This is a genomic window from Pseudomonas viridiflava (genome assembly GCF_900602065.1).
Classification (GTDB): Bacteria; Pseudomonadota; Gammaproteobacteria; order Pseudomonadales; family Pseudomonadaceae; genus Aquipseudomonas.
Genome location: NZ_UWFN01000079.1, coordinates 11891 through 38446, shown reverse-complemented (window position 1 = coordinate 38446; position 26556 = coordinate 11891). Strand labels below are relative to the sequence as shown.

Genomic DNA, 26556 nt, shown 5'->3' with positions numbered 1-26556 from the left:
TGTCGGCCGCAATGATTTCATTTATGTGGCGGTGGGGTGATGGATTTGTGACAGGGTGTATGAATTGAAATTTACTTCTCTAGTAGCCAGCGTGTTGGCGAGGCTCTGGTTATAAGTAATCAACCCTAATGCTTCGTCAATAAGTCTGGTTTCATCAAACAATATTCAAACCGCTGATGAGATGCATAGTCTGTAGGAGCTGCCGAAGGCTGCGATCAGATTTCCCTGATGCACCGCTATCGCAGCCTTCGGCAGCTCCTACAGGTCAAATGCTTGCTACGCGATAGTTCTGTGCCAACCTCTTACAGATATTGCATGACTCGATAAAAAGTTCGCCTTCAGCGCGTAGTAGACAAAACAAACGGCAAAATCCGCGATTCGCCAATTGTTTCCAGTGCCGCTGGCTTGGGCTTGGGCTTGGGCTTGGGCGGGCCGCTGATTGGATTGAGGCTGGTGAGTTGCAGATGTGATCGTGGTTTCGTCAGGCGACACAACGCGGCGGGCTGCGCTTCGATCTTTTGAGCAGATGTCGATTTGGTTACACCGTTCAGGATCTGCGCGAACCCTCCGGAGTCTGCTGTTGAGGTTTTTTTCTGCCCGGTCTTAGTATTCGGGTGAATGGTAGTTGGCTTGATTTCCATGTTTTGCTCACTCCTTGTTGTATAGCTGTAATAGCAACAGGAGGGCCAGAATCTTCCGTGTAGGAACTGGTCAGGTTTTAGCATCAATAAAACAGGACGAGATAGAAAACGGAATTATGCTCCTACATAAACGTCCTACGGAAAGCGTTTTGTAGGACGCCTGCAGGTCATTGCCATCAAGGGGCAATGGTTGCCGGGCAAGTTTAAAGCTTGCTTTTTCAGGTGGGTGAGAAGTGTTTAATTGTGCTGTAGGTTTTTTCTTTTTAAATTATTAATCAGTTAACTGGCTTAATATTTATTTATGGGTGGGCGAGGATAAAAAGGCCCTGTTGAGGGCCTTTTTATAATTTCAGACTTTCTGCGTCAGTAACGCTTCTTCGCCTCGCTCCCGCACCCAGAATAAAGTTGCCCCGGCGACAGCGGCTGGCATCATCAGGATGTTGACCACCGGGATTAGCAACGCCACATAAACAATGCCGCCGAAGCTCAGGCTCTGCCAGCGTTTGGCGCGCAGCCAGGCGAGCATTTCGTTCCAGCCCAGCTTGTGGTTGTCCGCCGGATAGTCGATGTACTGGATGGCCATCATCCAGACGCCGAATAGCAGCCATAGCGGCGCAGCGATCAGGTTGACGACGGGGATGAACGACAGAATGAACAAGGCTAATGCACGAGGCAGAAAGTAGCCAAGCTTGCGCATCTCCCGGCCGAAGGTGCGTGGCACCATGGCGATCAGCTCACCCCAACTGAACGGCGGGAAATCATCGGTTCCACGCACCACCACTTCGACTTTTTCTGCCAGAAAGCCATTGAAGGGGGCCGCGATGATGTTGGCGAGCATGGTGAACGTGAAGAACACCATGAAGATTACCAGTGCGACGAACAGCGGCCAGAGGATATAGCTGAGGAAGCTCAACCAGCTCGGCAATTCAGGCATGAACGTATCAACCCACATGCCGAACTGATGCATAGCCAGATAAATCAGGCCGGCAAACAGCAGCAGATTAATGGTCAGCGGTAGCAGCACAAATAGACGCAGGCCTGGGCTTAGCACCAGTTTCAGGCCTTCGCGCAGGTATTGCGGACCCGAGAGAGCGGGAGCAGGCATGGCAGCCTCCGAATGATGGAAAACGGGCCGACCTTACCGGCTTTGCGTGATCGGTGAAAGTGGCGTGACAGCAGACATTCGCAGTAACAATCCCATGAGCGTAAAGTCTGCGGACAGGCTGAAGTCCGGGGCTTATCGGAATAGGGATTACCTATGAGGTGGATTGTGAAACGATATTTCCTTAATCTTTGCAGCCCCGATAGGCTGGCCACCAATTTCTCAACCTATCCTTTTCAATTTTTATTTTTCAGGGAGACATCATGAGCGTACTGGTAAACAAACAGGCTCCGGATTTCGATTCAGCAGCAGTGCTGGGCGACGGCTCCATCGTCGACAGCTTCAAACTGTCCTCGCTGCGCGGTAAATACGTTGTGCTGTTTTTCTGGCCTCTGGATTTCACCTTCGTATGCCCTTCGGAAATCATCGCCCACAACAACCGCATCGTTAAATTCCGCGAGCTGGGTGTTGAAGTGGTTGGCGTTTCCATCGACTCGCAGTTCACTCACTACGCATGGCGCAGCACCCCGGTAGAGAAGGGTGGCATCGGCGAAGTCGAGTTCACCATGGTCGCTGACGTGAAGCACGAAATCACCCGCGCTTACGGCATCGAGCACGATGCTGGCGTTGCACTGCGTGCATCGTTCCTGATCGACCGCGAAGGCGTTGTTCAGCACCAGGTCGTTAACAACCTGCCGCTGGGTCGTGACGTTGAAGACATGATCCGTCTGGTTGAAGCGCTGCAGTTCACCGAAGAGAACGGCGAAGTTTGCCCAGCCGGCTGGCGTCCAGGCCAGAAAGGCATGAAAGCTGACGCTAAAGGCGTTGCTGATTACCTGGCCGAAAACGCTACTAGTCTGTAACCCGTTGCTGCGGCTTCGGTCGCAGCTTCACATTTTTCAGGATTGTCGTGTTTCTGAGCCTTCCCCAAGTGCTTATCGATGATCCTTTTTATTCCAGCCGGTGCGACCACGGCGTCAATGGTCGGTCGATAGGAGTCTGTCATGTCTGATGTACGTCATTCCCGAGTAATCATTCTCGGCTCCGGCCCTGCCGGTTATAGCGCTGCGGTATATGCCGCACGTGCCAACCTCAAGCCTTTGCTGATCACCGGCATGCAGGCTGGCGGTCAGTTGACCACCACCACCGAGGTCGATAACTGGCCCGGTGATGTGCACGGCCTGACCGGCCCGGTGTTGATGGAGCGTATGCGCGAACACGCCGAGCGTTTTGAAACCGAAATCGTCTTCGACCACATCAATGCTGTAGATCTGGCTGGCAAGCCGTTCAGCCTCAAGGGCGACAGCGGCACGTACACCTGTGATGCGTTGATCATCGCTACCGGTGCCAGCGCTCGTTACCTGGGCCTGCCATCTGAAGAAGCGTTCATGGGCAAAGGCGTGTCGGCCTGCGCGACGTGCGACGGCTTCTTCTATCGCAACAAGCCAGTTGCCGTGGTTGGCGGTGGTAACACTGCCGTTGAAGAGGCTCTGTACCTGGCGAACATCGCCAGCAAGGTGACCCTGGTTCACCGTCGCGAGACGTTCCGCGCCGAAAAGATCCTGATCGACAAGCTGCATGCGCGGGTTGCCGAAGGCAAGATCGAACTCAAGCTGAACGCCACGCTGGATGAAGTCCTGGGTGACAACATGGGCGTGACGGGCGCACGTTTGAAGAACAACGACGGCAGCACTTCAGAGCTGAAAGTGGATGGCGTGTTCATTGCGATCGGCCACACCCCGAACACTTCGCTGTTCGAAGGCCAACTGGCGCTGAAAGACGGTTACATGGTTGTGCAGGGCGGCCGTGAAGGCAATGCCACTGCAACCAGCGTTGAAGGTGTGTTTGCGGCGGGCGACGTGGCTGACCACGTTTATCGTCAGGCGATCACGTCTGCTGGCGCAGGCTGCATGGCTGCACTGGATGCCGAGCGCTATCTGGATGGCCTTGCGAACGCGTCGTTCTGACAGCGGTTGCATGGCCATAAAAAAACCGGCTCAGGCCGGTTTTTTTATGGGGGCTGTGTACCTATCTGTAGGAGCTGCCGAGGGCTGCGAGACGGTCTCCGTCATTCGCAGCCCTCGGCAGTTCCTACAAAATGTGTGTCGGTCAGGCCTTGCGCTTAAGCGGTTCACCCGCAAACTTCACACCCGCCAGCCCATGGGCGATCAGCGCGCGGATATTACCGTGGTCGCTGCCTTCCGGTGTGGCAACTACCGAACGGTAGTGCTCGCCAAAAGCCAACAGCGCGTGTTCGTCACTCAGGCCTTCCAGCAACGCCAGGCCCAGCGTCTTGCAGGAGCCTTCGTTCTGGCCAGCAGCATTTTCCACGCCGCCGTTGGTGAACGCCTGGGGCTGGTAGTCATAGCCAGCGGCAATGAATGCCAAGGTGTCAGCGAAGAGATGTTCGCCGCTGTCGAGGCTGGCGCGCAGGGTGTTCAGATCATTCATGCTTGGTTTCCTTGGCAAACGCCGCTTGCTGCTCGACGCTGGCTTCTTTCTGGTATTGGGCTTTCCACTCGCTGTACGGCATGCCGTAAACGACTTCGCGAGCGTCATCGAGGCTGATCTCAATGTGTTTTTCGTCTGCGGCTGCCTTGTACCATTTGGACAGGCAGTTACGGCAGAAGCCGGACAGGTTCATCAAGTCGATATTCTGCACATCCTTGCGGCTGTCCAGATGGGCGACCAGTCTGCGAAAAGCAGCGGCTTCGAGTTCAAGGCGTTCTTGGTCAGTCATGTTATTCCTGCCATGTTGAATGGGGGAGACGATACAGGGTAGCAGCGGCTACCTGAGTGATCTTCAGATCCCTTTTTTGAGGTGCCGGCCGCCGTTAACGACCACGCTGCTTCCAGTGCTGTATTGCGTATTCAGCAGATAGAACACTGCATCGATCAACGGTTGTGATCCCGGCTCGAATTCCAGCAGGGCCTTCTTGAGAGCCTGATTACGATAAGCCTCGTCGCTGTTTTCCTTGAGGATCAGCAAGCCGGGCAGGATGGCATTTACGCGAATATCCGGCGCGAACTTTTCTGCGAAGGACAGCACCATGTTCTGCAGCGCGACTTTGGTGGCCGCGTAGGCGATGTGGCTCTTGCTGCCGCGCGATGAGGTTTCATCGCAGATATGGATGATGTCCGACTTTTTACTCTTTGCCAGAAGTGCCGCCAACTCGTGGTTCAAGTGATAGGGCGCTTCTACATGGAGTTTGAACATGGTGTTCAAGTTGTCGACGCTGTCATCAAGCCACAGCGAGGCGTTATGAATGACGGCTCTAAGCCCTGAATAGTTGGATTTCAGGTGCTCGACAAGCGCCATGCGGTCTTCTGCGCGCAACAGATCCGTCTGAAAGGAAACAATATTTGGATGTTCGGGGGTGTGCGCAATGCTACGGCTGGCGTTGACAACGAAATGGCCCGCTTTGGCCAACTCGATCGCCAGCTCAAGCCCGACGCGCTGACTGGCCCCGGTAATCAGGATTGGATTATTCATTTAGCGACTGTTCAGCTTTGCTGGATGCATGCGTTCGGGGATGTCCTCACGAGAACGCATAGCATACCGAAGTTTGTCGCGGCAGGGGCATTCCGGACCAGGCAGCCTGTGGCGGCCCGGTCGCTGACTGATCAGTTGCTGCGTACAGACTCGGGTTGCGGCTGTTCTGGTGCCGGTGCCGGGTTTAGCCAGCCTGCCAACAAATGGGTCGACAACGGGATAAACCAGAAAACCATCAGTGGCGTGAGTATCAGCGTGCTGATCATGATGCGTGGAACCAACTGCAGATCGTTGAGCAGCGGGCCGAGCACGAAGTTGAACAGCAGCGAGACCGGGAAGAAGGCGAGCCAGATCGCAACCGCCTGTTTCCAGCGCGGCGGACGTTGGCCGACAGAGCCAAACCAGCCATCGATACCACTGACGCGGTGTTCCGAAGGTTGTGCGAATAAACCGCTGCCACGCACCAACCAGGAGCTTCGCGACTCGGAATGCTCCCAGGCGTGCATGGTTTCAGCGTTGGCGAAACGGAAAATAATCTGGAATTCATCGTCTCCGGGTGGCGGGGCGAGCACGCCTGAACCCAGATAACCGGGGAAGTCTGTGGCCAATCGTTCGCCTTCATGCAGCCAGGCGATCAGTTCCTGATAGCGGCCATGGGCGACGCGACGCGCAACCAGCAAGGTGACAGGGGTGGTAGACATTATGTATCTCCGATAAACGAGTGAGATTCCCGGGTAAGGAAGTCACATGACGCAGCACCGGGGTGTTGGGCGGCGTCAGCTTCGTTGTTAAAGCAAGCAAGGATTATTCCTGAAATCGGTAAATAAGCCATAGGCCATCTGCAAATCACTGATGAATAGCCGGTAGTGGTCGTGGTTTTTGACGAAATACCCCCTTCGCAGGCGTACAATGCGCCGATTGTTTCCACGCGATCCTTGTCATGACTGAATCCCCTATCAGCCTGGAGTCGTCTACCGGCCTCAAGCAAGAAGAGCTCTTCCCCATTCGTGAAGTGGCGCGCATCACGGGTATCAACCCGGTCACGTTGCGTGCCTGGGAGCGCCGCTACGGTTTGATTCAGCCCACCCGCACCGAAAGCGGCCATCGCCTGTATTCACAAGCCGACATTGATGATGTGCGCAGCATCCTTGGCTGGATCGAGCGCGGCGTAGCAGTCAGTAAGGTCGGCAAGATTCTGGCGAAGACCAATGACGTTCGGCTGCAGGCATCGGCACTCGACAGCGATGTTCTGCCGGGCGATTGGGCGCAGCTTCAGCAGCAGATCAAACAGGCGGTAGGGACGTTCGACGAGTCTCGGCTGGAGCAGCTTTATGGGCGGGTGTTTGCCAGCTACCCGATGACCGTGGTGTTTGAAGAGATTTTTCTGCCCGTCTGGCGTGAATTATTGCTTCACCATGATCAGTTCGGTCAGGTCAGCGAATGGCTGTTTCTGGACAGCTTCCTGCGGGCGCGCGCGTTGCAGCGTCTGCACTTCAGCCGCAACGCATCTACGCACAAGGTTCTCGTTGCTGCGGTGCCTGGGCAGTGCCGAGAGCTGGAATTGTGGGTTGCTGGCTTGTTGATTGGCAGCCCGGATCTGGATATCCAAGTGCTTGCTCTGGGCCAGCCGCTGGAAGAGCTGACACTGGTGTGCGGCAAAGTCGAGCCGCTGGCAGTGGTGCTCTACAGCAACCATCCGCCTGCCGTCGATTTTTCCCGTCGTTTGAAGCGTCTTGCTCTGGCACTGGATTGCCCGCTGTTGCTTGCGGGCGAAGGTGCTGATCTTGCCCGTGAGCTGCTGGAGGGCTCGCCCGTCGCGTGTCTCGGTAGCGAGGGGCGTTCCATGCAGCGTGGGCTACAGCTGTTTCTGAAGGGGCGTCTGGACAGCTGAGCCTGTCGAGCTCAGCGATGCATCGTCGGGTAGATCTTGCGATGCTGCTGGAGGATGTACTGGCGCAAGCGCTCAGTGTCTTCCTTGTTCTGGTCGTTCAGACGGTAGGCTGCCAGTCCCGATTCGGTGAGGCGCTCGAAAGTGCCCCGCATGGCGATCGGTGCATGCCCTACTGGCGCGAACCAGGCGGTGAAAAGCTTCGGGGGGCGGGTGGTTTTGCGATGTTCCAGCAGCACACCCTTGAATGAAACCTCATGCACCCACAGCGCGGTCATCGCACCTTTCTCTGTTTCCAGAGGTACCGGCTCGGGCAATGTCAGACGCCACGGACGAATCCGCGGGCCTTCTTCAAAGATGGAAGGCGCGCCCAGTTCCAGATGGAGAGCGTGGAATTCATCTTCAACCAGGTGCAGTGGAAAGGTCATCTGCTGGTTGTCGAATTGAGCCTGAATCGTAACCTGCTCATGCGCCGCAAGGCGTGTCAGCAAATCCTGGATTTGCCTTCCGCCGTTCACAGTCAAGCTACGTGTCGCATCTCGCACGTTCAGCTTGGGGTTGTGCTGCATGTTCTGGATGAAATCCAGCTCAGCCTGAGTCAGTAAAGATTCATGGGACATGATGGAGCTCGAAGGAACCCGTTATTGAAAAAGCAGACCATAAATTCAACAATTTGTTTCGCCCATTCGTCACTTTTTCAATGACGCTATTTCTTCTCGCGCCTGTTTCAGCTCTGCCTCCAGCTCTATCACACGCTGTTCAGCCTCGACCTGTTGCGTGACGTTCTTCTGGATACCAATGAAATAAGTCAGTTGATCCGCTTCGTTGAACACGGGAGTGATCGATAACTCATTCCAGAACAGGCTGCCGTCCTTGCGATAGTTGCGCAGGATCTGGCGGCACGGCTGTTTGTTGATCAGCGCTTCGCGGATCAGGTCCAGCGCTGCTTGCTGGCGATCATCGCCCTGCATGAAACGGCAGTCCTGATACAGGATATCGTCCACTGCGTAACCCGTCAGCGTCTCGAATGCCTTATTGGCATAAATGAGGATATTGTCCTCGCCTTCCTGCTCGGCGACGACAATGCCGTCATTGGAGGCATCAACTACTAGTTGCAGCAGTTTTGCGTTGATCATGAAAGGTATCCGGAGCAAAGAAGCAAAGCCATCATTCTAGGTCATGCGGCCACTTGGGGCATAATGCCAAACGTTTTTTACGTTGCTACAGGATGATTCATGAAAGTCGCCATTATTTCCGGTTCTGTTTATGGATCGGCTGAAGAAGTTGCCCGCCATGCCGGGAAAATCCTGCGTGATGCCGGTTTTGAGGTCCTGCACAATCCCCGTGTAAGCCTTGCCGAGCTGCAGGCATTCGAGCCCCAAGCCCTGTTGGGTGTGACATCGACCACTGGAATGGGCGAATTGCCCGATAACATTCAGGCCATCTATTCGCAGATTCGCGATGTATTGCCTGCCGCCTGGCGCGGCCTGCCGGGTGGGGTTATCGCCTTGGGAGATGCCAGTTACGGGGACACTTTCTGTGGTGGCGGAGAGTTGATCCGCGAGCTGTTTGCCGAGCTGGGTGTGACTGAAGTCCTGGAGATGCTGCGTCTGGACGGTAGCGAGAGTGTTACTCCGGAAACCGACGCGGAGCCTTGGCTTGCAGCGTTCATCGAGCTTTTGCGCGCCTGATCCCGTAAGCATCCCCGGCGCACAACTGGCCGCATTGCGGCAAATCATCCCGCTACGTTATCGCGCACTATTCAGCATCGGCTGTGTTGATTGTGACCGGCGTGAGGGAGGATGACACTGACGGCCCGCAACCTTTGCCGGAGTCGATCATGAGTCATGCGATACGTTTTGAAGACAAGGTAGTCATCGTCACGGGGGCCGGTGGCGGCCTTGGACGTGCTCACGCGCTGCTGTTTGCCCGCCATGGTGCCCGGGTGGTGGTTAACGACCTCGGCGGTTCAGCTCACGGCGAGGGTGCCAATGTTTCGGCAGCTGACCGCGTCGTGGCTGAAATTCGTGAAGCCGGTGGCACTGCTATCGCTAACCACGATTCAGTGACCGATGGCGACAAAATCGTCCAGCATGCTCTGGATGCCTTCGGACGTGTCGATGTTTTGGTGAATAACGCCGGGATCCTGCGTGACAAATCCTTCGCCAAAATGGACGACGCCGATTGGGATCTGGTTTACCGGGTGCATGTCGAAGGTGCCTATAAAGTCACCCATGCCGCCTGGCCGCATCTGCGGGAGCAAAACTATGGCAGGGTGATTTTCACGTCCTCCACGTCCGGTATTTATGGCAACTTTGGTCAGGCGAACTATGCGATGGCAAAACTCGGCCTGTACGGGCTGACGCGCACCCTGGCGCTGGAGGGGCGAAAGAACAATATTCTGGTCAATGCCATCGCACCAACCGGCGGCACCCGTATGACCGAAGGGCTGCTGCCACCACAGGTGTTCGAGTTGCTCAAGCCGGAACTGGTCAGCCCTTTGGTGGTGTACCTGGGCAGCGAACAATGTGATGAAACGGCCGGTTTGTTCGAAGTCGGTGGTGGCTGGATCGGTAAGGTCCGTTGGGAGCGAAGCCTCGGCGCAGACTTTGACCCACGCGCAGGCTTCAGCCCTGAAGATGTCGCGAGTCAGTGGCAAGCGATTAACGATTTCACTGACGCAGTTCATCCGAAGGACAACGTCGAAGCGCTCAAGGAAATGATGGCCAATCTGCAAAAATATACTGCGTAATGCCATTGAACTGTGTGGGAATTAAAGCCGGGCACCTTTGTGTGACCGGCTTTATTTGTAGGATTGTCACCGTTCAATATGTAGGCCTCGTCTAATTATTCGCAAAAAATTGTGGGCGTTGACTGTTTTAAATCAAGAAAATACATTCCATGGATCACCTTGTACTCCCCCGCCGCAGCGGTGCCGGGCGAGAGATTCAGGCTATTCCTGAAGCACAGGTTTGAGGCGGGTTGGGGCTGCCACTCCTGAGCAAGTGAAGTGCCAGCCAGTGGTAGCAGGGTGGCAAGCATTATCAACTTCAATAGTTTGTTTTTCATAACATGACTCCTGTGATTTAAAGTTTTTTCTGTGACAGCGCAGGGGGCTTTGCGTATTCGGATACTTCGTTTAAATACACTTCCTTGTAGGGCCGGATCTTTGAGTTTTGTAGGCGCTTTCTATTCGTTGCGTAGCCCCTGTCTTGATTTTTTAGAATGCTTCTGTTGCCCATAAAGTTTGTAGTGCTGGCCCCGATAGTTAGGTTGGCACAGGAACTTTATTGCAGGAGCATTGATCATGAAAATTTGGGGAGACCTCGCGCCCTTCACAATCAAAGAAGTATTTACCCGGAAGCCAGTCGCTGATCGGCCTGTCGATGTCACGCGCATGCTGAATGAAATTGGCGAGAATGGTACCGCGCTAAACACGACAAGAATGGGCATAGGTCAGTTGAAGCCGCTGTTCAAGGACTTCAATCCCGAGAAAATAAGCCCGACGAATCTCGCCAAGGTAGGCAAGACACTTTATTCCTATGGATTGATTGATAACCTGACTGCCGACTTGCTCGGGAGAGCAGCGGTTGAGTTTGATAAATATGGCAAGGCCGTGAAGCCCGATGACGAGATGAACTCGCTGGAGTTTTTTGCGAGGCAAATCGATGAGATGAAAACCAGGTCTTATACGGGCGATCGGTACGCAAAGATGTTGCTACCCGATTACATAAGAGCGGTGCATGTTCTCAAGTGTCTGCAACACTTTGGCGCCTCGGGAGAAGGCTTCGACAGCATCGCGCGCAAACGCATGGAGGCTAATGGTGACATCCCCAAACAAAAACCACTGAAGCCCATTATGTGATGGCAAAAAAAAGCCGCTGCACGGCAGCGGCTAAATAATACGCAGATCCAGGAGCTTCAAAATCAACGTGGCCGGGATGATAGTGATTGGCAGATCGCAGAAAAAGAGGGGTTTGCGAGATGGAGTGTTACAGCAAGCGTAATTGTCGGGGATGGATACCTCTTATTACAACCGGGTCACTTATAAGAGCCAACCCGCTATAGGCACGTTCTTTTCTGTACTGACGAGAACCCCCCAGCAGGCATTAAAGCTGCTGACCCTTATTACAAATGACAGGGTTCGTGACGTGCACAGGCTTAGGGTTGAGGACTCCGCGCTTGGCTATGCGCAAATCACATCCCGGATTTTCCTAATGAATAGCCCGACCGTGAGGTAACTGGCCCAGCCGTTCGGTGAGTCGTAAGCGCTGAACCGCGTCGTCACTCAGCATCAACGCGTGCTCCAGGTCGTAACGCTCGGCCTGCGGGCATTCCAGACTTCGGTACAGGCTGGCGCGGGCCAGATAATCAGCGGTGGTTGCCGGGCCCAGTTCCATCACTCGATTGGCGTCCTTGAGGGCGGCGAGAAAGTCATCGTTGATTTGATGCAGATGGCGCAGGTTGCGTGACATGCGTTGCAGAATATTGATAGGGGTTGCTCGCGTCATGTGTTCGGCGCGCAATTGCATCTCAGGCCCGAATTGCCGGGCCAACAGCTCACGACAGTCCTTGGGGTATAGCCTGCGCCCGCCGCAGGGGTCCAGCAGGTGGTCAGCACCCGGGACACGCACCAGAAAGTGACCGGGGAAGTTCACGCCTTCAAGTTGGATGTCCAGACGCCTGGCCAACTCCATGGCGACTAACGCCAGGCCTAACGGCTGACCTCGACGCCGTTCCACAACTTTATGCAGCAGTGCTGACTGGGGCTTTGGCGGGTTCCAGTCGTCCTGAGCGAAGCCCAGCGTATTGAGTTGCCGCAGTAATGGCTGTGCCAGTTCGGGTACGGGTAAAGCCGGTAGAGCTGCCCTTGTCTGGCGCAACAGATCATCCATGAGACCTTGTATCAGTTCGGGTGTGAACGGCTGATCATGCTCGGCGGATATCCACAGCGCGGCTTGGAAAACATCGCACGGTTCTTGTTGCAGGCAGGCCAGGCAGTGTTGACGTGGTGTCATGTAGCTCTCCGAGCAGACCTTGGCAGTCATGACCTGTTTTAGACCCACTGGTGCCATTCGTCCAGCTACAAATAGGGCTGCCACAGTGTTTCCGGGCTATGTCCCGAGCGGTCCATCATTTTTTTTCGCAGCGCCTATACTCGCTTTAGAAAAAACATACCGGAGCACCGTTGATGTTCGCACTCATGCATACATCACGCGTCGAGTCGCTGCATCTGGTCGTCGACCGGGAAACCGGCCTCAAGGCAGTGATCGCGATTGATAATTGTCGGCGGGGGCCGGCGATGGGGGGCTGTCGCTATCTCTCCTATCCGGATGAAGAGAGTGCGATCGAGGATGCTATCCGCCTGGCCAGAACCATGAGCTACAAAGCCGTGCTTGCCGGCTTGCCGTTAGGGGGTGGAAAAGCGGTCATCATGCGGCCTGCGCACCTCCCAAGCCGTGCGGCTTTGTTTGAAGCGTTCGGGCGTTTTATCGAAAGTCTCAACGGGCGCTATATCACAGCCTTGGACAGTGGCACCTCCAGCGCCGATATGGACTGCATCGCGCTGCATACCCGACACGTCACCAGCACCAGCGAATCAGGTGATCCTTCATCGCACACGGCTATGGGCGTTTATGCCGGGATTCGAACCACGGCGATGGCCCGGTTGGGGAGCGATAACCTTGAAGGTTTGCGCGTGGCGATACAGGGCTTGGGCAATGTGGGCTATGCGCTGGCTGAGCAACTGCATGCTGCCGGTGCCGACCTGTTGGTCAGCGATCTTGACCAAGGGCGTGTGCAACTGGCCATGGAGCAGTTCGGCGCTCATCCGATTGCGTGTGAAGCGTTGCTCAGCACACCGTGCGATATTCTCGCGCCCTGTGGGATCGGCAGTGTGCTCAACAGTCAGACGGTAGCCCAACTGCGCTGTGCCGCCGTGGCTGGCGGGGCCAGCAACCAGCTCAGCAGTTTGCAGGTGGCTGATCAACTGGAAGCGCGCGGCATTCTTTATGCTCCCGATTACGTGATCAATTCTGGCGGGCTCATTTACGTTGCCCTGCAGCACACCGGAGAAAGTCCCGGCACCATCACGGGACATCTTTCGCGCATTGGCCAACGACTGACTGAAGTGTACGCGCACGCTCAGGCAGAAAAGCGTTCACCCGCGCGCGTGGCAGACATGTTGGCTGAACAGTTGTTGAAGGTGGGGGAGGGAGTCTGATTTGTATGCCACGAAGCATGGCCCTCATGCGCATTTCTGTAGGCGCTGCCGAAGGCTGCGAAGCATTCAGTGCTGACACGCCGCCATCGCAGCCTTCGGCAGCTCCTACAGGTTCAGTGTTTGCAGCGCTACATCAAGGCGCCGTGAACACCGGTAAGGTGACTGTACATTCAACAATTTGCATCGTTAGCTATACCGCCTCCCCGGATAAATTCGGGCCCACGTTACTGTGCGAGGGATGATCGTAAGGCCTACTTCAACACCGTAAGCAACGGCGAATACTGTTTAACTTGCGCGCCAACCGGTTTTGATAAAGCCTGCAGCGCCCGCTGCGTATCGCGCAAATCATAAAGCCCGGTTACACGCTTCTGCCCCAGCGCGTCGTCGCCGATCACTATCCAGCCACGCTGATATTTGCGTAATTGCTCAACGACTTCGAGCACCGTGGCGTTCTCGAAAAACTGCTGGCCGCTGACCCAGGTGGCCACTTCGTCGGGGGCGATTGTGCGTTGCTGAGCGCTACCTTGGGCGCCATCAAGCCACAGTCGTTGACCTGCGCCAAGGCGGTATGGTGTGCCCCTGGAGTTGACCCCGACGGCACCTTCCCGGACCTCGACTTTAATGCCGGCATCACTGCGTGCAACATCGAACGAGGTGCCCAGCACCCGGATGACTACGTTATCGGCATCGACCTGAAACGGCCGTTTTGCGTCATGCACCACATCAAACAGCGCTTCGCCGCTGCGCAAGGTGATCCGTCGGGTGTCACCGCTGTAGTTCACATCCACTGCACTGCGCGCAGCCAGCGTCAACTGGCTGCCATCCGCCAATTGCACGACACGGGTTTCGCCTGTACCGGTGTGATAGTCCGCCTGCCAGTCCGGATTGTTCAGCCATGCGGCGCCCAGCGCGATGAAACAGACACAGGCGGCCGCAAGCATCGACCGGTTGCGGCGTGACGGTTTGAGTCGCGTGACCTCGGTTGGTTTCGGCCAGTGTGCAGTGGTAGAAGGCTGCTCGATGGCTGACCAGGCGCGATTGACTTGAGCCCAGGCGGTAAGGTGCTCCGGGCTGGCGTTCAGCCAGTTATCGAACTCCTCGAAGCGCTCGGGCTCAGCCTGCAGATCCAGTAACCAGTCACTGGCCTGTTCCAGGCTGGCTGTGGAAGGCGTCAACTCATGCACGTGGGCGCTCCTTGCGTTGAGCCATCTGCGCTGACGGTTCAACTTCGATACTGGAGGCCAACTGAACCACAGCGTCACGCACCAGACGGTGGGTCATGGACAGCGAGATGTTCAGGTGGCTGGCGATTTGCTGCAGAGTATAACCACCCAGCCGGTGCATCTCGACGGCGATGCGCATTTGTTCGGGCAAGTCAGCAAAGGTCTCAGCAACCCGACTGATATCAGCCTGGTGCAAAAACTGTTGCTCGGGGGAGTGCAGTTGCCCGGGTTGCATCCATTGTGGCGGGCTTTGTTGCTGACGACTTTCACTATTCTGTCGGCGCATGGCATCCAGAGCCAGATTGCGCACAATGCGATAGAGATAAGCCGCTGGCTGTTCCAGTGCTGTGCTGGTGGGCTCGCTGAAACGCAGGAAGGCATCCTGCACCACATCCTCGGCGCTCGCGCGATCACCCAACACGCCTTTGGCATAGTTGATCAGCGCAGGACGATGGGCGAGATAGAGGCTAAGCCTGGCGGCTTGATCGGGCACGGCAAAACGCTCTGAAAAGCAAAGTTCGCCGCCCATGGCAGCCACCAATAATGTGTTGGCGAGGCTAGCATGAATGAGACTGCTTCTCAATTGCTTTGATGTTGACGCGCCATCTAATCGAACAAAGTCTTTTAGAGAAACCGCTATCGCTACCTGGCATTACTCGTGAGCGCTTATCAAACAATGCAAATCACTAATTGAAATGCGCTTTCTGTAGGAGCTGCCGGAGGCTGCGAAGCATTTATCCTGACATACCGCTATCGCAGCCTTCGGCAGCTCCTACAGATCCAGTGTTTGCTGCACGCTGATCAGCCTTCCTGACCCAACTCAGCCAGTGCGCCTGCGTTGTTCTTGAACGCAGCGGCAAAGACGACACGGTTCTTGGCCATGAAGATGCTGGTGTCTTCAGCTTGTTTTTCGGTGAGGCCCGGCACGTTCTTCATCAGAATCTCGGTCAGCGACTCTGCCAGTTCGAGCATCTGGTCGTGTGCATCGGCGAGTTTACGATCCACGAATGTAGTCTCCAAGTCGCGGGTACTGCGATATAGGGTTTCAACAGCCATGTCAGGCCTCGTAATCAGGTGCAGTATTGGAGGGGAACGCCCCCGGTGTGCGTGTGAAGCAGAGCAAATGAATCAGCCGATCTGCGCTGCTGCATAATTGGTGAAAATACCACTGGTTGTTTATACAGTGCAAAGCATAAGCCAATCGCTCTGGATTGAATAGTGGCTAACCCGCATCTTTTTTACTCTTCTTGTGTGCCTTGCGACAACCCGCCGCGCTCTTAAGTCTGGCAAATGGCCTCGTTCCTGCTTGAGAATCACGCGCGGCAATGCTTCACGCACAAAGCGGCATTATGTTGACCTGGTAGTGTTGCTCAATTTTTGTACAGGATGAGTTAGAGATGTCAGAACTGAAATGGGCTGAAAAGCTACGCAAGACCCTGCACGATCAAGCGGATTCGCTTGGCAATCTGTGCGTAGAGGCTTTCCATTACCTGGCTCTTTTCGGGATTGGGGCGATCACCGCATACGGCGCAATTCTGGCCTTCATAGAGATGATCGGCAAAGGCAGCGTCAGCGTTGATGACATTCTGCTGCTATTTATCTACCTCGAACTCGGGGCGATGGTAGGTATCTATTTCAAGACCAACCACATGCCCATCAGGTTCTTGATCTACGTGGCAATCACGGCGCTGACGCGGTTGTTGATCAGCGATGTTTCCCACCATGCTCCGCCGGATCTGGGGATCATCTACTTGTGTGGCGGGATTCTGCTGCTGGCGTTTGCGATTCTGGTGGTGCGATTTGCTTCGTCACGCTTTCCGTCGGTGAAGGAAAAGACGGAAAGCTGAGCATTCGGTGGGGTGTGTATCGATGACTCTACGGTGGGAGCGAATTCATTCGCGATTGGGCCAGAGCAGGCTAAAGAGGTGTGTCGTATGAGAAGACCCCCTCGCGAATAAATTCGCTCCCACAGGGTTCTATAGAAAAGTACGAGATTATTCAGGCCCGCTGGCGGGTCTCGACAGTAGGGCCTTAAGCTCTGTTGAAGTGAAGGTCGCCGCCATCGAAACCGCGGTGACTCGGCATCAAATCCCCACCGACACGGTCGGGCGGGTGGCCATCAGGTTGGCTAGCTTCGAGGGCGGGGGCGCGAGGCGTTTCACGTCGCCGTCGGTCATCGCCGCCAGAATCTTGATTGCGCTGTGACCTTCTTCGATCGCGATGCCGAATTGCACGCTTTCTATCAGCCGTTGCAAGCGCTTGGGATCATTGCGCTGGGCGGCGCTGATCAAGCGTTTGGCGACCACGCCAGTCTCGTTGGACAACGTCAGCATGATGCTGCCGTCGAGGCCTTGAATGCTCAGGTTCACCCGATAGTCAGGATGGAAAGCATCGGTAATCTGCTGAAAAGGATTATCCATTTTCGGTACCTGCCAGTTGGGTCTGCATAAATTGACTGGGGGTTTGTCCCTTTAGTTCTCGACAATTAAGTGATTAATCTGAAAAAGATCCTGCGCTTGCCGTTGTTACAGAATGATGGCATCTTTCGCGTTAATGATAATTTTTCGTGTTTAAGAAGCATTGCCGCATGCGCGACATTCCTGCATCCGATGACGACTTGATCCATCGTCATCGGCAATTTACTGAGCTCTACAGCGACCACCATTCCTGGTTGCATGGATGGCTGCGTAAAAAACTGGGTTGCTCGCAGCGAGCGGCCGATCTTGCCCATGACGCTTTCATCCGTGTGTTGACGCTTGCCGAGCCGCAGAACCTCAAAGAGCCTCGTGCATTTTTGACGACCACTGCCACGCGTCTGCTCATCGATGGTGCCCGACGTCGCAAGATCGAACAGGCTTACCTGGACGCCCTCGCGCTGGGTGCTGACGAAGCCAATATTCCCAGCCCCGAAGCGATTCACAGCGCATTGCAGATACTCGAAAAAATCTCCCGGATGTTGGAAGGGCTGCCCGCCAAGCCACGTGAAGCGTTTTTGCTCAACCGTCTGGACGGCTTGAGTTACAACGAAATCGCCACGGTGTTGGGTGTGTCCGCCAGCATGGTCAAGCAGTACATGGCCAGCGTGTTAGTGCATTGCTATAAAACTCTGCACGGTTCGGGCCACTTGTCATGAACGCGGAGCACGAACCGTCGGAGTCGATGATCGGGCAGGCCGCGCATTGGCTGGCGTTGCTGCATGATGACGCCGTCAGCAACGCTGATCGGCAGGCATTCAACGCCTGGCGCCACGCCGATCCAAGGCACGCACTGGCCGTCACCCGCATGCAGGCGGTGATGGGCAGTTTCGAAAAGTTGCCAGCCAAGCCCGCCAGAAAGGCATTGGGCAAGGTTTTTCCTCCCGCAAAAAGCAGGATTTCGCCGCGCCCGTTGCAAGCTATTGCCTTGTTGGGCGTGCTGTTTTTTGGCTGGTTGAGTGTTAATGAGGCGCCGGTATGGCTGGCCGATGAGCGCACAGATACCGGACAGAGGCGAGACATATTGCTGACCGACGGTAGCGAGTTGAAGCTCAATAGCGGCTCTGCGCTGGACGTGGAATTCGACGAACGGCGGCGTGTGATTGAGCTGTATCGCGGCGAAATGTGGGTGCAGGTGGCAAAAGATCCGCAGCGGCCGTTCGTGGTCAAGACCAGTCAAGGCACCATAACGGCGCTGGGGACGCGCTTTGTGGTGCGTAAAGGGCAGGACGGTTCGGTTCAGGTCAGCGTGCTTGAATCGGCAGTTGCCGCCAATGCTGATCGTTTGACTGACGTTCGGGTTAACACGGGCCAGCGAGCCACGCTCAAGGATGGCGTTGTACAGGCACCTGACGCGATGGGTAACGATGACCCGGCTGCCTGGACTCGTGGCTTGCTCAAAGCGGATGACCGACCACTCGGCGAAGTGCTGCAAGCGCTCGGAGCCTACCGGCGTGGCGTCTTGCAGTTCGATGAGCAGGCGCTGCAAGGGATTCGGGTTTCCGGCGTGTTCCGTCTGGACGATACCGATGCGGCCCTTGCCACGCTGGCTGACAACCTGCCCATCAAGGTTGAGCGCTTTACCCCGCTGTTCGTCAGGATAAAGCCAGCCAATTAAGCGTGGCACATGCTTCAGGCGCTGGAACGAAAAAGGGCGGGCCTGTTTTTCAGGCCCGCCCTTTGTTCAACATATAGTCAATCAACTGAGTTCAGCGTGGTTCAACCCAGTTGAGCAACGCTTTTTTCCTGTTCCTTTTCCAGAAACTCTTCCTGCAACAGAGCGTCGGGGTTTTCCGATTCAATCGTTGTGTCGTCAACGATTGGGGCACCTGCGCGTTTTTTGCGCAACTTGCCGAATAGATGTTCAAGAGCATGATCAAGTTTGACTGCGGCACCATCCACTGCCTGATCCAGGGTGTCTGCCTTGTGGGTTACCGAGATAGGCTGGTGACCCTTTGGTCGGGCTTCCATCTGGCAGCGCATGTCATGCGGGCCCGGTTTGTCGCCGTTTTCATCGCGGATGTGGACTTCAATGCGAGTCAGATCCTCTTCGTAACGTTCGAGCGTGCTTTCTACAGTGGTACGGACCCACTCCTCCAGTCGGATACTGCTTTCGATGTGGTTATCGCAATTGACCTGGATTTGCATAGTTGTTCCCTTCTAAGGCTTGCTCTTGTGAGATCGGACGAGCTCCTTTTCAGGAGGTTCATTTTGTCTGGCCTCAATCACAGTGTTGGCGCTTATCGAGGAACAATTCAACCCCGGCGTGAAAGAAATATTTCGCGGCAAAAAAATAAGTCCCGATTATTTGAATGAAAATCCATCTCATTCACTGTCTGTTTTTCGCCGGTGTGCGTCATGGCTAGGAGTACCTAACTTCCATGCCAAGGATTGTCCATGTCACGCGCTGTCCATTCTCTGCAACCACTGGCTTTGGCCGTCGTCATGGCGTTTGCCATTGCGCCGCTCCATGCTGCTGAAACCGTTTCGGCCTCGCAGGCCTCCGTACGAAATTTCTCGATACCGGCCGGTGATTTAAGCCAGGCGCTCAATAGCCTGGCCGAGCAGGCGAATCTGGTACTAGCCTTCGACCCGGCGCTGACCCGGGGCAAGCACAGCGCTGGCCTGCAGGGTGAATTCGATACCCAAGTCGCGCTGGCGCGTGTGCTTGCCGGCAGTGGTTTGCGGGCCACGGCGTTGTCGTCCAGTCGCTATCGCATCGAGGCTGCGCCCGAGTCGGTTGCGGGTGCAATGGAGCTGGGCGCTACAGATATCCAGGGGGCCTGGCGGGGCGAAACGGCCTCGGGGCCGGTGTCTGGTTACGTGGCTACCCGTGGTCGTACCGGGACCAAGACCGACACGGCGTTGATTGAAACCCCGCAATCGATTTCGGTGGTGACCAAGGACCAGATGACTGCGCAAGGCGCCCAGAGCCTGAACCAGATCCTGCGCTACACGGCAGCGGTTGTGCCCGAAACGCGCGGTGCGACTGCTTCACGCCTGGACCAATTGAGTATCCGAGGCTTCTCGCCCGCGACTTACCTGGACGGTTTGCGCATGCCGGGCAGCCGCGATGCTTCCCCGCAGAAAGACGCCTTCGACCTTGAGCGCGTTGAAGTTCTGCGTGGCCCATCTTCAGTGCTGTACGGGCAGGCCAGCCCTAGCGGTGTAGTGAACATGGTCAGCAAACTGCCGACCGAGACACCGTTTCATGAAATCGGCTTGACCTACGGCACCTTCAACAAAAAACGTACGACCTTCGATTTCGGGGGGCCGATCGATGATCAAGGGGTTTATTCGTATCGTCTTTCCGGTTTGTACGACGATGCCGACGGGCAGGTCGAGCACACTGAAACCCGTCGCCAGTCCATCGCCGGTGCGTTTACCTGGCGTCCGAGTGAGGATACTTCGCTGACGCTGCTGGCCAATTATCAGGCTGATCCGAAGGGGGCGTCGTATGGGGCCGTTCCTGCGTTTGGGTCGGTGTTGAGAAGCCCGACAGGTCGGGACATTGACGTCGATTTTTATGATGGCGAGAAGGATTTCGAGAAAAGCGACCGTAATTATTACGCGCTTGGATATCTGTTCGAGCATCATCTGAATGATGTCTGGACGATCCGTCAGAACACTCGGTACATGCGCAGCGAGGGGCTCTATCGCAGCGTGTACAACAAGTCGCTGCAGGACGATTTCCGCACCTTGGATCGCAGCGTCATCGCGACAGATGTGAACATCGATTCCTACACAATTGATAATCAAGTTCAGGCGAAATTCGCCACCGGGCCGTTGCAGCACACCGTACTGTTTGGTGCCGATTATCAGAACACCAGTACCGATACCAAGGCGTCCAATTTTCCAGACACGTTATCGCTGGATATCTTCAATCCGGTCTATGGCAACCCCGTGACACTGCCCCCTTACGTCTCCGACGCCACAGGCCGCAGCCAGCAAAAGGGCCTCTATCTGCAAGAGCAGATGAAGTGGGACAAGTGGGTGTTCCTGGCCGGTGGCCGTTACGACTGGGCTGACAGCACCAACAGTTCGCAGAACATCGCCACCAAAGTTAAAACCAAAAGCTCAACTGAAGCCGAGGCGTTTACCGGACGGCTCGGGCTGGTCTATCTATTCGATAACGGCTTGGCGCCCTACATCAGCTATTCCGAATCCTTTGAGCCGCAATCGGGCACCGGTCTAGGTGACAAACCGTTTGATCCAACCGAAGGCACGCAGTACGAATTGGGTATCAAGTATCAGCCGCCTGGAAGCAACAGCTTCATTACCGCCTCGATTTTTGATCTGCGTAGAACCAATGTGCTGACCCCTGACCCGGATCCAGCGCCTCGGTGTAACGGTGCAAGGTGTCAGGTGCAATCCGGTGAGGTGCAGTCGCGGGGTTTCGAGCTGGAAGGCAAGGCTAGCTTGAGTGATAACCTGGACATCACGGCGGCCTATGCGTATCTGGATAACAAGACTACCCAATCTAACAACACCGTCAGGGTGTCACCAGGAAGTGGCATCGCCAATGGCCCTGTCGAGTCGGCTGAGGGCAAGACGTCGGTGGCGATTCCCCGTCATACCGCCTCCGCCTGGGTTGATTACACCTTCCGTGATGGCCAGATGAAAGGCTTCGGGGTTGGCGGTGGCACGCGTTATGTCGGCTCGACCTGGGGTGACACAGCCAACTCGCTGAAGGTGCCTGGCTACACTTTATTCGACGCATCAGCGCACTACGATATTCCAAGCCTCTACAACCCGATGGACAACCTGCGGCTGGCGCTGAACGTCACCAACCTGGCCGACAAGGAATACGTCGCGTCCTGCAGCGGTTATGGCTGGTGCTGGTATGGCTCGCAACGCACCGTGCAGGCCAGTGCGACGTATCGCTGGTAAGACCATCATTGTGGGAGCCGGGCTTGGTCTGGGCGGCATTCCGACGATGCATGAGACGCGGCCACAAGCCACACCGCGTTATCGTTCATCGCGAGCAAGCTCGGCTCCTACAGGGTAATGCGATCACTGTGGGAGCCGGGCTTGCCCGCGATGCAGCCAGTAGCCACACCGCGTTATCGTTCATCGCGAGCAAGCTCGGCTCCTACAGGGGAATGCGATCATTGTGGGAGCCGGGCTTGCCCGCGATGCAGCCAGTAGCCACACCGCGTCATCGTTCATCGCGAGCAAGCTCGGCTCCTACAGGGGAATGCGATCACTGTGGGAGCGAGGCTTGGTCTGGGCGGCATTCCGACGATGCAGGCGACGCGGTGTATCAAAACGCCACAGAAGTCTGCACATACACCGTGCGTGGTTCTCCGACGTATTTGCCTCGGTTGTTGTCGTCAAACGAGCGGGTGAAGTACTCGTGGTTGAAGATGTTCTTCACCCCGACCGCGATGTTCAAGTCGGATAGCTGCGGGCCAAAATCGTAAGCGGCACGGGTGCTGAACAACATATATCCGGGGATCTGGCCTGCAGCGCCGTTGGCTGTTTCTGTGCGGGTGTTGGCATTGTCGGCGAATTGATCGCTCTGGTACGAACTGTCCAGATTCAGCTTCCACTGGCCTTCGGTATACGCCACGCCAAGGGTGCCTTTGTGTTTCGACGCAAACGGTACGCGGTTGCCCTTGTTCGGGCCGTCTTCGCGAATCGTCGCATCGACAAAGGCATAGGTGGCGTACACATCGAAGCCTGCCAACGCCGGGTTCAGTCCGGCCAACGCATAGTTGACGCTGGTCTCGATCCCCTGATGACGGGTTTCGCCACGGGCAATAACGCTGCTGTCGGTCTGATTTGTTTCGTACTGGTTATCAAAGTTGATCAGGAATGCGCCGATCTCTGCACGCAGGTTGCCGTTGTCGTAGCGCGTCCCCAATTCCCAGGTGCGGGCTTTCTCGGGTTTGACTTCACCCCCGGCAATGCGACTGGACATCTGACTGTACTGCACGCTGCCGAATGAACCCTCGGTGTTGGCATACAGGTTCCAGCTATCGGTCAGGTGATACAGCACGTTCAAAGCGGGCAGGGCGGTGTTGTAGTCGCCCTTGTATTTGAGGTTGTTGAAGTTATCGGACTGCGCCGTGTCGATCCTTTCGTAGCGAATGCCCGGTGTGATGGTCCACTTGCCAATATCGATGCGGTCATCAATGTAGATTGCATTGGCTTCAGTCGCGCCACGGGTATCGCGGTCGTAACGGCTGCTGGTGGTCGGCAACACATTGTTCACGGTGTTTTCGCGATAGCGCAATTCGTGCCCGGCTTCGTTGATGTAGCGATAACCGACGCCCACTTCATGCCAGCTTTCGCCCAACGCAAACCCCTGAGAGAAGCGCGTCTCCAGGCCACGTACCCAGTACTCGCGAGGCGACAGTGAAACGAAGCTTCCTTGCTCCAGGTAGCCGCTGCGCAACGTCTTGGTGAAGAAGGTATTGGCGGTGAAAACCCGCGCATTTTCTTCGTAGCGATAACCGAAGTTGACCATAGTACGACGGCCCCAGAACTTGTCTTTCAAACGCGTCGACTGATAGGGATCTTCCTTGTAGTCGGCGACGTTCAGCCCGCCCGGCATATCCGCTTCGCCTTCGTAGTACTGAGCCATGGCGTTAACACTGTTGGCGTCGTCGATCTGGTATTTACCCTTGAGGATCAAGTCGTCGATCTGGGTATCGCTGTGCTCGCGCCAGTCGCCGCCACGCACGCCGGTGTACAGAATCGCACCTCCCAGACCATTGTCGGCCGTGCCACCCGCCAGCACGTTACCCGTGGTCTTGAAGCCGTCGTGGCTGGAGGAAGGACTGGTTTCGGTCTGGAAACCGCCTTTGAGCGTTGGCTCATCGGGGATGGCGCGGGTCACGAAGTTGACGACCCCGCCGACGTTCTGCGGGCCATAACGCACCGCACCGCCACCGCGGACCACGTCCACCGCATCCATGTTGCCCATGCTGATCGGCGCGAAGGACAGTTGCGGCTGACCATAAGGTGCGAAGGGCACCGGGATGCCGTCCATCAATACCGTCGAGCGCGATGCCAGACGTGGATTGAGGCCACGGATGCCGAAGTTCAGCGCCATGTCATGGCTACCGGTGCCGTTGTTTTCCGGGGCGTTGACGCCAGGAATACGATTGAGTACTTCCCGTGCAGTGCTGGCGCCCATCCGCTCGATTTCTTCGCGGCGGATCACGTCCCGCGCCCCAGGGTGCTCGAAGACATCAGTCTGTTGCGCTTCGCCCAGCCAGTCACCGACGATGGTCGACGCCCCAAGCTCAACCGGGCCGTTGGCCTGCGCGCTCACTGGCTGCAAGGTGAAGCCGTCCTGCCCATCGGGATTGGCTTGCAGGCCTGTGCCTTCGAGTAACGCTGCCAAACCCTGTTCTGGCGTGTATTGGCCCTCCAGCCCACGGCTTTGCAAACCGCTGGTGACTTGCGAGCCGAAAGAAATCAGCACGCCTGCTTCACGACCGAACTGATTCAGCGCGTTCTCCAGCGGGCTTGGGGCAATGTGATACGTCTTGCTGTCGGCCTCTGCCGCATGCACCAGCGGCACGCTGCACAGGGAAAGACCGGCACCAAATACGATATGCCGCAACGAGCGAGACAGGGGAGACAAACGGCTGGGGCGAACTGACATACAGGAGTCCTTGGGCGAGAGGATTAAGGTGCTTTCCCTGTCTGTCACGCGAGGAGTCGAAAACGGCTCAGCGTTTTTGAAAAATAATTAAATGCTCTGTTGGAGCGAGGCTTGCCCGCGAATCTGCCGCTGCGTTGCATCAGGCACTGCGCGTTATCGTTCTTCGCGGGCAAGCCTCGCTCCAACAGCTGTTCAGTGTTGGCTAAACCCGTGCTTCGACACTCACCCAATACCGGGTAAACCGCTTGACCCGCACCGGCAGTGCCACCTCCAGCAAGTCCAGAATTCGTTCGCTGTTGGCCAGTGGATAACTCCCTGAAATAAGCAGGTCAGCCACTTTCGCATCGCATTGCAGGTGGCCACGACGGTAGCGGCTCAGTTCGGCGAGGAAATCCTGCAGGCGCATGTGCGCTGCGACCAGCATGCCATCGGCCCAGGCGCCGCTGTTGGCGTCCAGCGCCTTTACCGGCTCCCATGCATTGCGGTTGAACACGGCCTGCTGCGCGGCCTGTAACTGCAAGCCCGGGCCAGTGAAGGTCGTCGGGTTCAACTGCACTGCGCCGCTGAATACGGCCAACTGTGTTTTGCCTTCGAGCTGGCGCACGTCGAAACGGCTCGCCGCCGATATAGGGTGAACGCTGCCCTCGGCCGTGGTCAGTTTCAGCGGCCGGGGATCGTCCGCGACTGTCAGCATTATTTCGCCTTGCAGCAGTTTGATAAGGCGCTGTTCGGCATCGAAACGCAGGTCAATGGCGCTCGCCGTGTTCAGGTGGATTTCGCTGCCGTCGTCGAGTGCGATCTTGCGTCGCTCGCCAACACCATTATGGTAATCGGCGAGCAGCGGTTGCAGCGAAAGCTGATCGCGCAAGCCCCAACCTGCAGCGGACCCCGCGCCCAGCAGCAACAGCAATTTCAGCGCCTGGCGTCGGCTACTGGACCTCGGTGCATTAAGGGCGGCATGCGCCAGTGGCGACGACAGCCCGCTCAAGCGCTGATTGACCCGCTGAATATGGGCCCAGGCCCGTTGGTGCTCGGTATTGCTGTTCAACCACAACTGCCAGGCCTGCTGGCGTAGCGGGGCGAGGGCACCGCTCTGCATTTCGATCAGCCAGCTCACCGCCTGCTCGGCCACCGCTGGCGCGATATCTGATTTGTTCAGGGATTCGTTGTTCGGATTCATAATGCGAAGTAGCAGCGCAACAGCGCCTTGCTCAGATGCCGTTTGACCGTGGCGATGGAAATGCCCAACTGTGTGGCGATTTCACCGTGGCTCAGGCCGTCGACTTGCGACAACAGGAACGCCTGCTTGACCGCAACAGGCAGGCCATCGAGCAACTGGTCCAGTTCCAGCAATGTTTCCAGAATGATCGCCCGCTCTTCTTCCGAAGGCGCGACACACTCCGGCATTTCTGCCAGCGTCTGGTAATAGGCGCGTTCAAGGTCCTGACGGCGGTAGTGGTTGAACAATACGCGCTTGGCGATGGTGGTCAGGAACGCTCTGGGTTCGATAATCTGCGGCGTATCGCGAGCCAGCAGGACTTTGACGAATGTATCCTGAGCCAGGTCCGCAGCGCTGTGCGGGCAGCCCAGCCGACGCCGCAACCAGCCCGTCAGCCAGTTGTGATGGGCGTGATACAGTCCTTCGACAGTTTCGTTGAGCGCGTATTGGGCGAGGGGCATGACTGCTGCAGTCCGCAATGAACCATTTAATTGCGCGGATTCTGGCAGACTCTTTTGCGTATGAGAATATTTATCATTAATATTGCGTTCTGTTCGTGCGGGACATCAAAGAATATCCTGCTCGATAGCCTCCCGATCAGGATATCCCCATGCCGATTCAACGCCCATGTTTCACTGAGCGCTGTCCTTTACTGACGATTGCTCATTGATGAAC

29 protein-coding genes are annotated in these 26556 nt (G+C 56.2%); 11 read left to right on the top strand and 18 right to left on the bottom strand.

The window, feature by feature from the left end; translation table 11 throughout:
• Window positions 1–338: 338 nt before the first annotated feature.
• A complete protein-coding gene (locus EE949_RS01280) occupies window positions 339–641 on the bottom strand; it encodes a hypothetical protein (RefSeq protein ID WP_122662221.1) in 303 nt (100 codons plus the stop codon).
• Between the two features lie 349 nt (window positions 642–990).
• A complete protein-coding gene (gene cysZ, locus EE949_RS01275) occupies window positions 991–1746 on the bottom strand; it encodes a sulfate transporter CysZ (RefSeq protein WP_122662219.1) in 756 nt (251 codons plus the stop codon).
• 260 nt (window positions 1747–2006) lie between these two features.
• Here cysZ and EE949_RS01270 point away from each other — a divergent pair, with 260 nt between their 5' ends.
• Both EE949_RS01270 and trxB read left to right on the top strand, forming a co-directional pair.
• Window positions 2007–2606, top strand: coding sequence for a peroxiredoxin (locus tag EE949_RS01270; RefSeq protein ID WP_122662217.1), 600 nt, complete (start codon window positions 2007–2009; stop codon window positions 2604–2606).
• A gap of 141 nt (window positions 2607–2747) precedes the next feature.
• Window positions 2748–3710, top strand: a complete 963-nt coding sequence (gene trxB / locus EE949_RS01265; protein ID WP_122662215.1) for a thioredoxin-disulfide reductase — start codon at window positions 2748–2750, stop codon at window positions 3708–3710.
• Between the two features lie 142 nt (window positions 3711–3852).
• Here the strand turns inward: trxB and EE949_RS01260 are convergent, their stop codons facing one another.
• The 4 genes from EE949_RS01260 to EE949_RS01245 form a co-directional block, all read right to left on the bottom strand.
• Window positions 3853–4194, bottom strand: coding sequence for a HopJ type III effector protein (locus tag EE949_RS01260; protein WP_122662214.1), 342 nt, complete (start codon window positions 4192–4194; stop codon window positions 3853–3855).
• Entirely contained in the window at window positions 4187–4483 is a 297-nt protein-coding gene (locus tag EE949_RS01255; RefSeq protein WP_122662212.1) for a DUF1244 domain-containing protein, read from the bottom strand. Before EE949_RS01255 ends, EE949_RS01260 begins: the two co-directional genes overlap by 8 nt.
• 63 nt (window positions 4484–4546) lie before the next feature.
• The gene (folM, locus tag EE949_RS01250) at window positions 4547–5236 is read right to left on the bottom strand and encodes a dihydromonapterin reductase (RefSeq protein WP_122662209.1); all 690 of its coding nucleotides are present in this window, start codon (window positions 5234–5236) and stop codon (window positions 4547–4549) included.
• Window positions 5237–5367: 131 nt separating this feature from the next.
• Window positions 5368–5937: an antibiotic biosynthesis monooxygenase gene (locus tag EE949_RS01245; protein ID WP_122662207.1), complete on the bottom strand. Its 570-nt coding sequence runs from the start codon at window positions 5935–5937 to the stop codon at window positions 5368–5370.
• Between the two features lie 239 nt (window positions 5938–6176).
• Between EE949_RS01245 and EE949_RS01240 the strand changes: the two genes are divergently transcribed.
• A complete protein-coding gene (locus tag EE949_RS01240) occupies window positions 6177–7127 on the top strand; it encodes a MerR family transcriptional regulator (RefSeq protein WP_122662205.1) in 951 nt (316 codons plus the stop codon).
• 11 nt (window positions 7128–7138) lie between these two features.
• Here the strand turns inward: EE949_RS01240 and EE949_RS01235 are convergent, their stop codons facing one another.
• Window positions 7139–7744: a hypothetical protein gene (locus EE949_RS01235; RefSeq protein WP_122662203.1), complete on the bottom strand. Its 606-nt coding sequence runs from the start codon at window positions 7742–7744 to the stop codon at window positions 7139–7141.
• Between the two features lie 69 nt (window positions 7745–7813).
• Window positions 7814–8260 carry a PAS domain-containing protein gene (locus EE949_RS01230; RefSeq protein ID WP_122662201.1) on the bottom strand — a complete coding sequence of 149 codons (447 nt, stop codon included), beginning with the start codon at window positions 8258–8260 and terminating at the stop codon, window positions 7814–7816.
• A 99-nt stretch (window positions 8261–8359) separates the two neighbouring features.
• On the opposite strand from EE949_RS01230, the gene EE949_RS01225 reads away from it, so the two are divergent.
• Together EE949_RS01225 and EE949_RS01220 are read left to right on the top strand one after the other, a co-directional pair.
• A complete protein-coding gene (locus EE949_RS01225; protein ID WP_122662199.1) occupies window positions 8360–8815 on the top strand; it encodes a flavodoxin in 456 nt (151 codons plus the stop codon).
• Between the two features lie 149 nt (window positions 8816–8964).
• The gene (locus EE949_RS01220) at window positions 8965–9876 is read left to right on the top strand and encodes an SDR family oxidoreductase (RefSeq protein WP_122662197.1); all 912 of its coding nucleotides are present in this window, start codon (window positions 8965–8967) and stop codon (window positions 9874–9876) included.
• A 95-nt stretch (window positions 9877–9971) separates the two neighbouring features.
• Here the strand turns inward: EE949_RS01220 and EE949_RS01215 are convergent, their stop codons facing one another.
• Entirely contained in the window at window positions 9972–10193 is a 222-nt protein-coding gene (locus EE949_RS01215; RefSeq protein WP_122662195.1) for a hypothetical protein, read from the bottom strand.
• 238 nt (window positions 10194–10431) lie between these two features.
• Between EE949_RS01215 and EE949_RS01210 the strand changes: the two genes are divergently transcribed.
• Window positions 10432–10989 (top strand): hypothetical protein, encoded by a 558-nt coding sequence (locus tag EE949_RS01210; protein WP_122662194.1) that lies wholly within the window; start codon window positions 10432–10434, stop codon window positions 10987–10989.
• A gap of 349 nt (window positions 10990–11338) precedes the next feature.
• Here the strand turns inward: EE949_RS01210 and EE949_RS01205 are convergent, their stop codons facing one another.
• Window positions 11339–12142, bottom strand: coding sequence for a SirB1 family protein (locus tag EE949_RS01205; RefSeq protein WP_122662245.1), 804 nt, complete (start codon window positions 12140–12142; stop codon window positions 11339–11341).
• A 173-nt stretch (window positions 12143–12315) separates the two neighbouring features.
• On the opposite strand from EE949_RS01205, the gene EE949_RS01200 reads away from it, so the two are divergent.
• Window positions 12316–13347 (top strand): Leu/Phe/Val dehydrogenase, encoded by a 1032-nt coding sequence (locus tag EE949_RS01200; protein ID WP_122662192.1) that lies wholly within the window; start codon window positions 12316–12318, stop codon window positions 13345–13347.
• A 251-nt stretch (window positions 13348–13598) separates the two neighbouring features.
• On the opposite strand, the gene EE949_RS01195 is transcribed toward EE949_RS01200, so the two are convergent.
• The 3 genes from EE949_RS01195 to EE949_RS01185 form a co-directional block, all read right to left on the bottom strand.
• Window positions 13599–14531: a FecR family protein gene (locus tag EE949_RS01195; RefSeq protein ID WP_122662190.1), complete on the bottom strand. Its 933-nt coding sequence runs from the start codon at window positions 14529–14531 to the stop codon at window positions 13599–13601.
• Window positions 14524–15099, bottom strand: coding sequence for a sigma-70 family RNA polymerase sigma factor (locus EE949_RS01190; protein WP_240350557.1), 576 nt, complete (start codon window positions 15097–15099; stop codon window positions 14524–14526). The genes EE949_RS01195 and EE949_RS01190 overlap by 8 nt, the downstream gene beginning before the upstream one ends.
• 272 nt (window positions 15100–15371) lie before the next feature.
• Window positions 15372–15626 (bottom strand): YebG family protein, encoded by a 255-nt coding sequence (locus EE949_RS01185; protein ID WP_095102175.1) that lies wholly within the window; start codon window positions 15624–15626, stop codon window positions 15372–15374.
• A 341-nt stretch (window positions 15627–15967) separates the two neighbouring features.
• Between EE949_RS01185 and EE949_RS01180 the strand changes: the two genes are divergently transcribed.
• Window positions 15968–16417 carry a phosphate-starvation-inducible protein PsiE gene (locus EE949_RS01180; protein WP_122662188.1) on the top strand — a complete coding sequence of 150 codons (450 nt, stop codon included), beginning with the start codon at window positions 15968–15970 and terminating at the stop codon, window positions 16415–16417.
• A gap of 237 nt (window positions 16418–16654) precedes the next feature.
• On the opposite strand, the gene EE949_RS01175 is transcribed toward EE949_RS01180, so the two are convergent.
• A complete protein-coding gene (locus EE949_RS01175) occupies window positions 16655–16990 on the bottom strand; it encodes a DUF3509 domain-containing protein (protein ID WP_122662186.1) in 336 nt (111 codons plus the stop codon).
• A gap of 167 nt (window positions 16991–17157) precedes the next feature.
• Between EE949_RS01175 and EE949_RS01170 the strand changes: the two genes are divergently transcribed.
• Together EE949_RS01170 and EE949_RS01165 are read left to right on the top strand one after the other, a co-directional pair.
• A complete protein-coding gene (locus tag EE949_RS01170) occupies window positions 17158–17703 on the top strand; it encodes a sigma-70 family RNA polymerase sigma factor (protein ID WP_122662184.1) in 546 nt (181 codons plus the stop codon).
• A complete protein-coding gene (locus EE949_RS01165; RefSeq protein ID WP_122662182.1) occupies window positions 17700–18662 on the top strand; it encodes a FecR family protein in 963 nt (320 codons plus the stop codon). The genes EE949_RS01170 and EE949_RS01165 overlap by 4 nt, the downstream gene beginning before the upstream one ends.
• Before the next feature lie 101 nt (window positions 18663–18763).
• Here EE949_RS01165 and EE949_RS01160 read toward each other — a convergent pair whose 3' ends face one another.
• Complete coding sequence (locus EE949_RS01160) at window positions 18764–19192, bottom strand: HPF/RaiA family ribosome-associated protein (RefSeq protein WP_122662180.1); 429 nt, start codon at window positions 19190–19192, stop codon at window positions 18764–18766.
• A 249-nt stretch (window positions 19193–19441) separates the two neighbouring features.
• On the opposite strand from EE949_RS01160, the gene EE949_RS01155 reads away from it, so the two are divergent.
• Window positions 19442–21934, top strand: a complete 2493-nt coding sequence (locus tag EE949_RS01155; protein ID WP_122662178.1) for a TonB-dependent siderophore receptor — start codon at window positions 19442–19444, stop codon at window positions 21932–21934.
• 373 nt (window positions 21935–22307) lie between these two features.
• Here EE949_RS01155 and fecA read toward each other — a convergent pair whose 3' ends face one another.
• The 3 genes from fecA to EE949_RS01140 all read right to left on the bottom strand — a co-directional run bounded on the left by fecA (window position 22308) and on the right by EE949_RS01140 (window position 26342).
• Window positions 22308–24662 (bottom strand): TonB-dependent Fe(3+) dicitrate receptor FecA, encoded by a 2355-nt coding sequence (gene fecA, locus EE949_RS01150; RefSeq protein ID WP_122662176.1) that lies wholly within the window; start codon window positions 24660–24662, stop codon window positions 22308–22310.
• 202 nt (window positions 24663–24864) lie between these two features.
• A complete protein-coding gene (locus EE949_RS01145) occupies window positions 24865–25842 on the bottom strand; it encodes a FecR domain-containing protein (RefSeq protein WP_122662174.1) in 978 nt (325 codons plus the stop codon).
• On the bottom strand, window positions 25839–26342 hold the full coding sequence (locus EE949_RS01140) for a sigma-70 family RNA polymerase sigma factor (protein ID WP_122662172.1): 504 nt from the start codon (window positions 26340–26342) through the stop codon (window positions 25839–25841). The genes EE949_RS01145 and EE949_RS01140 overlap by 4 nt, the downstream gene beginning before the upstream one ends.
• Between the last annotated feature and the right edge of the window lie 214 nt (window positions 26343–26556).